The following is an 11,929-nucleotide window of genomic DNA, read 5'->3' as shown; positions in this document are numbered from 1 at the left end:
GCCATTGTGCGGTTTGACGGCCAAGTCTATCGCCACTTTGGAAAAAACAGATAGAAAAACAAGCACTTCGTAGAGGGAAAACCACAGATGTTTAGCCACCAGACAGAACGAGTCGAGTAGTACGCACCATATTTGTGCAGCCGGTGTCACCGTCTGTAACCCGGCGCGGTAAAGCGAGGGACGGCGGTGTTCAAGCAGAGTGACTGCTGGTTGGGGATAGGCTTGCAAATACAATATTTAACAAGTGGGCGATGTCAGATGTTCATAAGAAGCTCACGGGCCTCGAAACTGCTCACTCAGGGACTCTAGAACATAAATCGATTGTTCATCGATTTATGTTCATCGAACCAGTTCTTAGCCTCGCTGCCCCAACCGCTGACGGTTCCAATTCAGGGGATGAGGGATGCTCTTCAGTCACGTTCATGCCTCCGTATTTACTCCGACAATTCCGGTGGAGCAGTTAGCCCTTTATGGAGACAGCGCCATGACCTCGGGGCGCTTACCTCAACGAGAGACGATGATTCAGAGAGCCGGTTTGCGAGTCCATCCGTGCGTGGCGTAATCGAGGGTCACGATGGCTGCAGCCTCAGACGCCACTTTGTGAAAGGTGTTGTCCTTGGTAGTGTCGCCGTAATCGCTGATTCCGCGGACAACCAAGATGGGCACGTTCTGCTTTTCGCAGGCGTCGAATACGCCATAGGCCTCCATCTCAGCTACCAGTGCTTTTTCGTGAATGCTTTGGAAGCCTTCGAAAACTTCTGGATCACGAATGAGCAATTCGCCTGAGGCGATTGTTGCCGGCGACACCATGAGCTTCGCTGCAACTTCCCCAGCCTGGGACTCTACCGGGATCGCGAAGCCCAGCTTCTCGGCGCGCTCTTGCAGGCGGTCAGGCAACGACGCGGTTGCAAAATAAGCATTGAGATCTTGCTGGGTGGAAAGTCCTGGACGTTGCATTTCTGGCCGAAGCGCAATCTGGCCCCCAGCGTGTGCTGCCCCACCTTCGTAGTACACGACGCGTTCGGATAGAATGACTTCGCCGAGGCTGAGCTTTTTACGACGTCCGCCCGCGATCCCCATCATCAGCACTTTCTTGGGGTTCAGCTCTGACAACAGAAGGGTAGTGACGGCGCTTGCGTTGACGTTGCCAGCGTTGCCAAGAGAGGCAACGACACATGAGAGAGGGCCGTCCGCTCGCTGGATGGTTACGGGCCAGAAATGAATGCCATTTTTGGAGTAGCGTGCAGGTACATCCTCGCCAATACCGAACACTTTTTTCGCGGCGGCGAGCTCAATGGCGATAGCCGTGATGACTAGGAGATCTGGAGAGTGTGCCGCCTCCTTGGCCTCGATTTCTGCCTGGAAAAGTCCAACCGAAAGGTCTGCCAGCTTGTCCAGGCTGTACAGAGGCTCCTGTAGGGACATGCTGTCCAGACGTCCTTTCACCTGCTCGCCGGTGAAGAAGAACATCGCGGAAGGATCCTTGAAGAAATTGGCGCGAAGGCCGAGCGCCCCCTCGCCATCTTCGCTGAAACCCCCAAGCTGCAGGTCAAACGGCAGAACTGGAAGCTTACGTTTGCGAAGTTTGCGAGCTCGGTCGGATACGCCCTTGCCACCGCCTAGGGCAATCATTGCCGTGGCCACCTCAACTTGCTCATCACCAATGTTCCCGCCGGTGACCAGGTCGTCTTCGATGTAGACGATTTGTGCATAGTCCTCGGCGGCAAGACGGCGGATCAATGTCCGTTGTTCAAGGGTCATTTTTTCCTGCATGGCCAGCTGCGAGGTGACGATCTTCAACTGATGAGCTGGGGCGTACTCAGCCAACAGCTTCTCAGCCTCGTAGGCCACCGTCCAATCGAAGGTCAATGCATCGCCGCTTTCATTGACTGGCTGACCTGCTAGGTAGACAACGAGTCCGCCCTGAGCCGCCAAGACGCTCTTGGTTAACGCGCGAGTGAAGTCGTGCGCGAGATCGATCGAGGCCTTCTCTGTCTTCTTGGAGATGCTGCCCGCAATCAGAATGAATTCATTTTCAAGCTTTGCCATCGTGACAATTCCGGTAGCTGAGGTGTTGAGTGTTGGCTGATTTCTCTAGGGGTCAATACTGGAACAGCGCCTTGATCTCATTCTTGTTCTTGAGGGCGAGCTGGATGACTTCGGGCCTCTGGTCAGCCTGATCGTCATTCAGGTTGAGCTGGAACAGGAGGTACAGGAGGAGGGCTTGCCGGCATTTGACGTGCATCTCACCGTTCTCCATCAGGAAGTCGGCCTCGATCAAATTGCGCTGGGCGGGTGTGAGGCCTGGGTGAGGGATGAGAACCACGTCCACTATCGCGTGCCAGGCGTAGTCCTCATCAGCCCGGTCGCGATCTTGACCACCATATTTGCAGTGCTTGATACGGGTCAGAGAAAAGTCCCGGAAGTCCTTACGTTTGTAGCAGTAGGCCCGGACGTGCCAGCGGTTCCCGTCATGCACCAACGCGTGGGGAGACAGCCGCCGCTCCCCACCTATAGGGTCGTTCATGGACTGGTAGAAGACCTCGACATATTCCTTCTCGCGAATCGCGCGGAGGATTTCCCCAACGATGTCCGCGTTCAGGCGACGACCCAGCTTGGGTACAGCAGCGACAGGGGATTGCCAGTTCAGGAAGCTGCCATAGGGAACCTCTGACTGCACGGCGACGCGAAGCAGATCTTCCAGGTACCGCTCAACTGCGCTGGAGGGGAAGACAGCCTTAAACGAATCGGTCGCCCGGTAGACCCTGGCCCGGGTGTCGTATTCAAGGTTGCTTTCGGCGAGTTTTGCGTACTCGGTGATATCCAGGGACGCCTGGGGTACAGAGATCCCGAAGAAGTCAGTGAGGCTGCTTCGGTTGATCTGACCATCCCACCGCAGTCGATAGTCGATGAATTCCAACCGACGTTCCTGGCCCCAACGTGCACCTTGCCGTCCCTTGCTGGTGGGTTGGTCGTCTGTGGGTTTGGACTCGTTTGTCATGATCAAACCTCGATAGCGTATAAAAACTAGACTGAATATAAAAACTATGCGTATAGTAATACTACGCTAGCGGGCTGCAGTTCGCAATTTCCCGGACGGATTCTTTAGATGGTTCGGAGAGGGTTGAAGTGCAGCGAGCCGTAAAGGCGATTCGGGCCTGGTGCTCGAGCCGCCGCGCCATCTCATCCGTCGGCATGTGGTGTAGCTGCTGGTAGGGATGCTTTGCGACTAACACAACACTTTTAGGAGGGGATGGCCCATGCCACTCACCAACACTCAGATCAGGTATTACGACAGTAACGTGCTGCGCCTACCGAAGGACAAACGGGAGACCTACAACGCCCAGGTCGACCGACTGATTGCAGCGCTGAAGGACAGCCTGAAGAAGCAGGACAAAATCACCATCAAGAAGGTGGTAAAGGCCGGCTCTTTTGCCAAGCACACCATCTTGCGCCCCAATGCTCAGAACCCAGCCGACGTGGACGTGGTTTTCTACATCAGCGGCCAGAAGGTGGATGAAGAGACCTTCGCGACCCTTAGCCAGAAAATCTACGACGCGCTGGTCAAACTGTACCCGAACAAGTCTGTCGAAGACTTCGAAATCCAGCGCAAGGCAGCCAAGGTCACCTTCGTAGGTACCGGGCTGGAGGTCGACATCGTTCCGGTCATCGAGAACCCGAACAAGGAAGGCTACGGCTGGCAGTTCGACCGTATCGATGGCTCGAAGACTGAAACCTGCGCGCCGTGCCAAGTGAAGTTCGTGAAGGATCGCAAAGATGAAGATCCGGACTTCCGTACCTTGGTGCGGATGGCCAAGCGGTGGCGTACCTGGAAAGAGGTGCCTCTCAAGTCCTTCCACATCGAGCTCATCATGGCTCATGTGCTTGAAGTGAACGGAAAGGAAGGATCGCTAGAGAAGCGTTTCCGTGACTTCCTCCTCTACATCGCTGAGTCGGGGCTCAAGGAAGTCATCAAGTTCCCCGAGAACGGCAATGTGCCCGAATTCTCCGATACGGTCGTGATCATTGATCCGGTCTGTGACACCAACAACGTCGCCAGCCGCATCACCGCGGACGAGTGCAAAGAGATCGTCCAGCTCGCAGAAGAGTCCTGGGAAACCGCTCATTTCGCATCGGTGGAAGACGACTTCGAGATCTGGAAAGAACTGTTCGGCAAGGGCTTTAAAGTCGAGGATGCAGCATGACCTACAGCGCCACGCAAACGACAACGTACACCACCACTGACATTGAAGCAGTCGTGCGCCGGATCACTGCCGACCTCTTGATGATCGCCTCCAGTAGCGAAGCAGTGACTGAAGTCAAGGCCAAGGAATGGGCCTATGACATCGAGCTGCTGGCCAAAAACGGGTATCTGAAGTTCGCAGATCTTACCCTGCTGAGCAATGGGGTCGAACAGAAGGCGACACGGTACTACGTGAACGAGTCCGGCTCCCTGGCCAACCAGCGTCCTGGTGATGCGCGCTGGCCCAAAGTGTCGAACCCGCACCTGCGGATCGTTCTGTCCTACAACGACAGTTATACCCAGCAAGCTCGGGACAAAATGGCTGGCAAGTTGAAAATCAACTGGACGACCTCTTACGACGACATCAGCCACTCCCAGCTCACTCAGAGCGGTGGTCGCGAATACTCCAGCAACGGCTACGGCATGGAACGGAAGGACTACACCCGATGAGCAACAACAGCGTATTTGACTCTGCAATTGAATTGCCGGAAGCCCAGCTGACTGAGCGCGAGAAGGTGTTGCTCGGCTTCAGCGGCCGCTACGAGCGCGTGCAAAACCAACTCCAACTGCTGTTGAACCAGGGCCAGTTGTCCGAGTGGAGCAAGGTGCACCATAAAAGCGTGCTACCGATCTGCAATCTAGTTGCCGACCAGTATCCTCTTGTGATCTTCCACGGGGACGTCGGCACCGGGAAAACGGCGACAGCGGAGTGCATCGCTAACCGCATCGTCCGTGATTCTCGCGCTGAAGATTCGGTGTTGTTCAAGCTGAGCAACCGCGTTCGTGGCTCCGGTAAGGTCGGCGAGATGGGCACGCTGCTGACCCAGGCATTCGCAGAAGTTGTCGAAGCTGCTGGCAAAAAGCGCCGGGCGATTCTCATCATTGATGAGGGCGATTCGATCGCAGCTTCTCGCTCGCAGAGCCAAAGCCACCACGAAGATAAGGTGGCTGTGAACACTTTGATTCAGGGCGTGGATGAGCTCCGTAAGTACGGTGGCCGCATCGTGGTGATCCTGTGCACCAACCGTCTTTCCGTCCTGGACGCAGCACTTCGTCGCCGTGCAGCCATCGTTGAAGAGTTCACCCGTCCCGATGTTGCTGAGCGGAAAGAGCTGTTCAGCATGGATCTGGCAGGTATGGGGCTCACGGACAAGCAACTGACAGATTTGGCCTCTGTTACTGGTGAGCGCAATGGGCAGCCAGCATGGACTTACTCCGATATTCGGACTCGCTTGTACCCTACGGCGATGGCCAAAGCCTTCCCTGATCGTCCGCTGAGCTTCAAGGATCTGACCGACTCGATTCTGGCGATGAAGCCATCCCCGGTCATGGAAGACAAGTAAGCGGCAGATCGTTTGATTGGGTCGGAGGAGGGGCTCTGCTAACACTCTTCACCGACTGACGGAGTGATCTTTCCAAGGGCTTGGTGTCTGGTAGTGGTAGTCGCGGTTGCCATCCAGACAACAGCTCAAACGGAGTAGTTATGAAAGCCGAAAAAGAAATTTACGTCTCTGTCGACATTGAGGCATCGGGCCCGATCCCTGGCAAGTACAGCATGCTGTCGATCGGCGCGTGCCTGGCGGCGAATCCGGCGGAGCAGTTCTCTTGCTTGCTGAAGCCTATATCTCAAGAGTTTGTGCCTGCAGCCCTTGAGGTCACAGGTTTGTCACTGGAGAAGCTTCGTGAAGAGGGCCTGGAGCCTAGCGAGGCGATGGCGCAGTTCAAGGCATGGGTGGAGTCAGTAGCTCATGCCGACCAAACAGTGGTGTTCGTAGGGTTCAACGCTTCCTTCGACTGGAGCTTCGTGAATTACTACTTCCATCTGTTTTTGGGAGAAAATCCCTTCGGCATCGCAGCACTCGACATCAAGTCGATGTACTTCGGTGCTGCCGACTGCACTTGGAAGTCGACGCGATCCAGCGAGATTGAGAAGGTTGTTAACCCGAAAAGTTCGGGCAACCACGACGCCCTTGACGACGCCGTTTATCAGGCAGAGTTGTTCAACTTGATTCGTGAAAAGCTGATGATTGGAAGAGTCTAACAAATCTCTCGGTGAGGAACTCCCGAGATCAGGGATGCTGAGAGGTTGCCGAGCGCGCAGGCTCAAGCCTTATGCGAGACGGCGCTTGGGTTTCACCGCGACACCATCCCCAGCGTCATCACAGGCCTGCATCTGGCCAAACCCTTGGTCTACGACCGTCATTCACAATGGAGCATAGTTCGACAAAGGTCTTAGCTAATAGCTCTATCCCAGGGCTTGGCGCTCCACACCCGGCGCGTTAGTCTCCAGATTTTGCGTTGAGGCTGTAGATGCGAACGAAGAGAAGGATCACCCGGGCGTATTGTGTAGAACTGGGAGAGGAATTAACCATTGGCGGTGCACGCCAGGCCTACTTCAATCAAAACCAACCACGCAGCCGTTTTCTGTTCCAGTGCTCATCACCGGAATGCAGGATGCTCAAGGTGGTGCCTAAGATCACAGCCGTCAATTACGACATCCACCCAACCGACACAGCGCGCGTCAAATCTCCCCACTACAAAGACAACGAGCACTATGCCCATCATGCAGAGTGCGAGTGGGTGCTGCCCGATGAGGACGAGAGTAGCGATGCACCGCTGCCAGGAGAAACAGAGTTACAGACACGCACCCGCCTAGCTAAACGCCAACTCACCTCGGTCATCGATATATTTGTTCCCCCGACGCAGCCAGAACAACCGGTAGTCCGTCCACCTCAAGCCGTCCCAGGTAACGAGGACGAGGCAGGGCCCAATCGTCAACGTGGCGACGGTGACGCAGAAGGTACCCGAACCGACCGGAAGCACCGGAGCGGTGATCTTCGAGAGCTGGTGGATTATTACCACGACACACGCGAGGCCCTCAAAGATCTGTTTCCTGAAGTAACCATCAACGTGACAGGGCGAGGCGAGATACCGCTGCGTTCGTACTTCAAGAAGGTGGCTTGGGCCAAACCTGATACCGCAGGATACGTCTACAGCGGTGGCGGGAGGATCGAACGAAGAGAAGGGTCTGGCTTCGTATTCAGGTTCTTCGACAAGGTCGCGGATAAGGAAGCCTTTCTCCAGGTCTCCGATGAGGTCATGACTCAGCACCGATCGAGGCGCTATGTGAATGAACTTCTCGATCAGGCCCGAGTGGTAAGGTACTTCACGTTTTACTTCCTCGGCACTTTCGCCTATCACGAGGCCAGCGACACCATGATTGCAGAGGTCACCGACCTTCGCTGCCTGGCGATTGACCTTGGGCCTTTGAAAAGCTGAGCCCCAGTCGAGATGGACGCATATAACAACTTGCATGGGCACGATCCGCTCGGCATAAGCTGAGGATAGAGAGTGGCTTTTGCCTGGCTGCAGGGATATATCGTGTGAAACAGTCAAGGAACACACGTGATGAGTCAGCTGGTGTGTACCGATTGCCTCACCGAGGCCTATCTGCGGGATCAGGCCTCAGACAATGATATCGGCGAATGCGATTACTGTGACCGAGAGCTTCCTGTCATGGACATGGAAGAGTTGGTAGAGCTGTGCGATACGGCAATCCAAGCCTCGTTCCGACCTATCCAGCAGCCGGGCTCAGTAATTCATCACGGTTATCCTCCAGTCGGCGAAAGTCTGTACGACGTGCTGGAGCGCATGCTGGGTGCCAATCAGACGCTTCTTGATGCTGAGGACGACCCCTATTTTGTCGAAGAGACTGAAGCCTCGTCCGAATTAACGATGGGCTGGCGCAAAATGGAACACAGCCTGCAGTTTGAATCGCGACTGGCAAATCCCATGCCCGGTAATAGCAAAGCGGCGCCACATTGAGATACCGCACTCTCAGTGCATATCCACGGAGAGCCGCCTGAGGCATTCATGTTGGCGGGGCGTGCGGTACCCAAATTTTTTCGGCCGCACTATGTCGGCACCCACGCACGCAATTCGCCCGCTGTTGGACGCAGTGCTCAGGCTACCTGACGGAGACTTGAAGCAACTCGTCGATGAATCGAGTAGCTCACACAGGTTTTTCATGGCATATAGCCAGCACATCCAGGGAGGGAAAGTGTCGGCCAGGCTGGCAACCCTCTGAATCAGGTGAGGGTATCGCTTTGTTCCTTTCAGCTTTGAAAATCGAAAATTTCCGTCAGTTCGGCCATGGTGGTCATGCGCTGAATATCCACTTCAACGAGGGTGTCACCGCTCTCGTTGGTGAAAACGACGCGGGTAAAACTGCCGTCATCGATGCGATCCGCTACGTCCTGCAAACCCGAGATGCTGAGTACCTTCGACTACAGATCGAGGACTTCCACATCGCCAGAGACGGTAGCCAAGCAGAGACCATCACCCTTACATGCACTCTGGAGGGGCTGAGCACCGCTGAGCTTGGTGCTTTCGCTGAGTACGTGACCTTCAAAGACGGTGTTAAAAGACTTTACGTCCACTGGTCTGCGCGCCGTGTCGTGGCATCTGCCCCAACTCGTAAATGGGCCGATATCTCAGTTCGCTCTGGGGAGCACGGGGAAGGCCCGTAACTGTGCGGAGATACCTACTGTCCTTCCGTGTGTTTTCAGCGCAGGCTCTTCAGCGCGCGGATCACCTGGATCATGTTCGCGGTCATTGATACTGACATAGGCATGCTGAGAACCCTGGTTGATATCTGTGGTGTAGAGCTTCAGAAGCTCTCCGCGACGGATACCGGTTTCCAGCAGCAATTCGATCATTAGCCAATTGCGCAACTGCAATCGTTCCGGAAACGGATTCTCCGCAGCGCCTGGGCGAATCAGTGTGCGAATGATCTCGAGTTGGGTATCTGTCAGACTGCGGTAACGAGCGTGGTCGGGACGAACATTGATGATATGGCTCTCAAAGCGTCGTTCAATGACTTCGGCAACATCTGCAAATACCACATCGATGTTAGCCTGGGTGGTTGAGCTCTGACGGGCGCGCGGGATGTATCGGGTGACACACCAGGACAGGTACTGCTTCAACAGCCGCAGGTACTGGTCACGGGTGCGTGGATCGATCTGCGGAAAAGATGCCGTTTTAGCTATTCCAATTCGGGCGACAAGATTATCCGCCTGACGGCCGCTTTGGAGCCAGATGGCGTAACCGTCCAGTAACGCCAGAATCGCTTCAAAGTGGCAGGCCAAGATGGCTTCATCGATATCTAGGTTTCGACCTTCGGCATAGCTATAAAAAGCCTGAATCGCGCGTAGATGCGCCGCAGCCGTGTTGTAAGCGCGGTGTCTGAGTTTGAGTTGGACGTAGATGAATGGAATGAGTTTGGGCAACGGCGCTGCGTTACCAGCTTGCACGAGTAGCGGTACACGCTGACCTGAAGAGAAACGGCACTGGATCAGCTTCATCGGCAGCCACCTCATTCAACGGTTCACCATGAACACGAAGGACATGGCCTGTTGAGAGAGTGGACGCCAGAAGCGTCTTTGTCTAATCAGTGCCTTAATCTGCTCATGAACATATCTGACATAGCACCTGATTTAACATAATATTTATTATGCGAACTTATGTATGAAGGATATGGCACATACCTGAACCCTCCGTCCACAACACGCTAACGTCTGAACAGATGCCCATGGGATGCGCTGTAGAGTGTCGATGGCTGAATATCTTCAGCGCACAGCACACGGCCGACGAGGATCAGCGCTGTCCGTTCGAGTTCCTGCGAGCGAACCTGCCTGGCAATGTCTTCCAGTGTCCCGCTCAACACTTGCTGGTCCGGCCAACTGGCGCGATAGACGACTGCCACTGGGCAATCAGCGCCATAGTGCGGCAGCAACTCGGCGACGATCCGCTCTATATGCCTGACGCCCAGGTGGATCGCCAGGGTCGCCCGGTGCCTGGCCAACTCGCCGAGGGATTCGCCATCCGGCATCGGTGAGCGTGCGCCGTAGCGTGTCAGGATCAATGTCTGGGAAATACCTGGCAGGGTCAGTTCGGCTTCCAGTAACGCCGCACAGGCTGAGGTGGCGGTCACGCCCGGAATGATCTCGAAGGGAATCCCCAGTGCTCGCAAATGATGGATCTGCTCGCCAATGGCGCCGTACAGGGATGGATCGCCAGAGTGCACGCGCGCGACATCCCTTCCCTGCCCATGGGCTTCTTGCAGCAGGTCGATGATCGCTTCCAGCGTCAGTTCTGCGGTGTTCACCACCCGTTCGGCACTGTTGCCTCGCAGCACGGCCTCTGGCACCAGTGAACCGGCATAGAGAATCACCGGGCATTGGCGGATCAGCCGCTGGCCCTTGACCGTGATCAGCTCAGGGTCGCCGGGACCTGCGCCGATAAAATAGACCGTCATGCTTCCTCCTGGGAAATGGCCAGCGCCAGCGTCGCATTGGCACTGCGGCGCTTGCGCATCAAGAGTCTTGCCGGGTGTCGGCCGAGCCGTCCGGCCAGGACCAGCGCCGCCGCTTCGGCAACGCCATCGAGGGCAAACTCCCGGCGTGCGACCGGCGAAACCTCGCTCAACCCGGCAGCCTGGGCTTGCAGACACTCGTCGTTGATGAACACCACATCCAAACCCAACCCTTGTGCCAACTGGGCCAGGCCAGGCTCGTCACGCTTGCGCTCGCTGGACGCCAGGCCGTCGAGACGTTTGCCAGCCAAGCCCTGCTCCAGCAATGCGGCATTCAGTAACGTCGACAGCTCGTCGGCAGTACAGCCGCGTCGGCAGCCGAAGCCGGCTACGATACGTTCAACTCCCATGCATTCCTCGGCCATAAAACGGGCGCGGCAGGACACCACGCACCTGCCAGCAAGTCAACCATCACAGGCTTGCCCTCGCCCTCCCGCCTACGTACCCTTCCGCCGCGGCTATCCGCCCGGGCCGTGGGTGATAGTGCGTTATTTGCCGGTGCGCGTGGCGCACCCTCATACAGCAGTGGAGGCAGCGTGAAGCAGATACTGATCATCGGCATCGGAGCCGGTGACCCGGACCACCTGACGGTGCAGGCGATCAAGGCCATGAACCGTGCCGATGCCTTCTTCCTGATGGACAAAGGCACCGCCAAGGGTTCTCTGATCGATCATCGTCGCTACCTGTGCGAACAGGTCATCGAAGGCCGTGACTACCGCTTTATCGAAGCGGATTGCCCTGAGCGCGTGCGCGACGTGCCTGACTACCGGGGCGCGGTCGAAGACCTCAACCGCGACAAGCGCGGAGTCTTCGAGTGGATGATCGGCGAACAGCTGCAAGACGGTGAATGCGGCGCATTTCTGGTCTGGGGCGATCCGGCGCTGTACGACAGTACGATCCGCATCATCGAAGCCATCGCCGCAGAGGGACGGCATGCCATCGACTACCAGGTGATTCCGGGTATCAGCAGCCTGCAAGCCCTCGCCGCGCGGCATCGGGTCTGCTTCAACGGCATCGGGCGGGCCTTCCAGGTGACCCCGGCCCGGCGCCTGGCCGAACAGGGCTGGCCAGAGGGCATGGACAGTGTCCTGGTGATGCTGGATGCCCAGGACACTTATCGCCACTTCACCGGCCAGAACCTGACAATCTACTGGGGTGCCTACGTCGGCAGCGCCGATGAAACGCTGATCGCCGGCCCGCTGGATGAGGTGGCGGAGCGTATCCGCGAGACCCGTGCCGAACTGCGCGAACGCCATGGCTGGATCATGGACAGCTATCTGTTACGCAAGCGTCCATAATCCGAGCGTCAGGGT

Annotated in this window: 12 protein-coding genes and 1 pseudogene; 8 read left to right on the top strand and 5 right to left on the bottom strand. The window is 56.5% G+C overall.

Translation table 11 applies throughout. The features are described 5' to 3' along the window. Positions 1–522: 522 nt before the first annotated feature. Together HW090_RS00930 and HW090_RS00925 are read right to left on the bottom strand one after the other, a co-directional pair. Complete coding sequence (locus tag HW090_RS00930; RefSeq protein WP_179111705.1) at positions 523–2,049, bottom strand: 5'-methylthioadenosine/S-adenosylhomocysteine nucleosidase; 1,527 nt, start codon at positions 2,047–2,049, stop codon at positions 523–525. 52 nt (positions 2,050–2,101) lie between these two features. After that, positions 2,102–2,920 (bottom strand): WYL domain-containing protein, encoded by an 819-nt coding sequence (locus tag HW090_RS00925; protein WP_256930709.1) that lies wholly within the window; start codon positions 2,918–2,920, stop codon positions 2,102–2,104. A gap of 340 nt (positions 2,921–3,260) precedes the next feature. Here HW090_RS00925 and HW090_RS00920 point away from each other — a divergent pair, with 340 nt between their 5' ends. The 7 genes from HW090_RS00920 to HW090_RS00890 all read left to right on the top strand — a co-directional run bounded on the left by HW090_RS00920 (position 3,261) and on the right by HW090_RS00890 (position 8,772). Further along, positions 3,261–4,205: a CBASS oligonucleotide cyclase gene (locus tag HW090_RS00920; RefSeq protein WP_179111703.1), complete on the top strand. Its 945-nt coding sequence runs from the start codon at positions 3,261–3,263 to the stop codon at positions 4,203–4,205. After that, on the top strand, positions 4,202–4,693 hold the full coding sequence (locus tag HW090_RS00915) for a hypothetical protein (RefSeq protein ID WP_179111702.1): 492 nt from the start codon (positions 4,202–4,204) through the stop codon (positions 4,691–4,693). The genes HW090_RS00920 and HW090_RS00915 overlap by 4 nt, the downstream gene beginning before the upstream one ends. Continuing rightward, complete coding sequence (locus tag HW090_RS00910; protein ID WP_179111701.1) at positions 4,690–5,586, top strand: ATP-binding protein; 897 nt, start codon at positions 4,690–4,692, stop codon at positions 5,584–5,586. The genes HW090_RS00915 and HW090_RS00910 overlap by 4 nt, the downstream gene beginning before the upstream one ends. 140 nt (positions 5,587–5,726) lie before the next feature. Beyond that, complete coding sequence (locus HW090_RS00905) at positions 5,727–6,284, top strand: 3'-5' exonuclease (RefSeq protein ID WP_179111700.1); 558 nt, start codon at positions 5,727–5,729, stop codon at positions 6,282–6,284. 413 nt (positions 6,285–6,697) lie between these two features. Next, complete coding sequence (locus HW090_RS00900) at positions 6,698–7,522, top strand: ATPase (protein ID WP_179111699.1); 825 nt, start codon at positions 6,698–6,700, stop codon at positions 7,520–7,522. 129 nt (positions 7,523–7,651) lie between these two features. Next, entirely contained in the window at positions 7,652–8,068 is a 417-nt protein-coding gene (locus HW090_RS00895; protein WP_256930708.1) for a hypothetical protein, read from the top strand. Between the two features lie 173 nt (positions 8,069–8,241). After that, positions 8,242–8,772 (top strand): ATP-dependent endonuclease, encoded by a 531-nt coding sequence (locus HW090_RS00890; protein WP_256930707.1) that lies wholly within the window; start codon positions 8,242–8,244, stop codon positions 8,770–8,772. Here the strand turns inward: HW090_RS00890 and HW090_RS00885 are convergent. From HW090_RS00885 to HW090_RS00875, 3 genes and pseudogenes are all read right to left on the bottom strand, one after another. Then, positions 8,770–9,606, bottom strand: a pseudogene (locus tag HW090_RS00885) (site-specific integrase); the annotation flags it as partial. The gene HW090_RS00890 and the pseudogene HW090_RS00885 overlap by 3 nt on opposite strands. A gap of 206 nt (positions 9,607–9,812) precedes the next feature. Next, positions 9,813–10,559, bottom strand: a complete 747-nt coding sequence (gene cobM / locus HW090_RS00880) for a precorrin-4 C(11)-methyltransferase (protein ID WP_179111698.1) — start codon at positions 10,557–10,559, stop codon at positions 9,813–9,815. Continuing rightward, a complete protein-coding gene (locus HW090_RS00875) occupies positions 10,556–10,966 on the bottom strand; it encodes a cobalamin biosynthesis protein (RefSeq protein ID WP_179111697.1) in 411 nt (136 codons plus the stop codon). The genes cobM and HW090_RS00875 overlap by 4 nt, the downstream gene beginning before the upstream one ends. Before the next feature lie 186 nt (positions 10,967–11,152). On the opposite strand from HW090_RS00875, the gene cobF reads away from it, so the two are divergent. Beyond that, positions 11,153–11,914 (top strand): precorrin-6A synthase (deacetylating), encoded by a 762-nt coding sequence (gene cobF, locus HW090_RS00870; RefSeq protein WP_179111696.1) that lies wholly within the window; start codon positions 11,153–11,155, stop codon positions 11,912–11,914. Positions 11,915–11,929 lie beyond the last annotated feature (15 nt).

The sequence above is a fragment of the Pseudomonas sp. ABC1 genome (assembly GCF_013395055.1).
Classification (GTDB): Bacteria; Pseudomonadota; Gammaproteobacteria; order Pseudomonadales; family Pseudomonadaceae; genus Stutzerimonas.
This window is presented reverse-complemented; position numbering and strand designations above follow the sequence as displayed.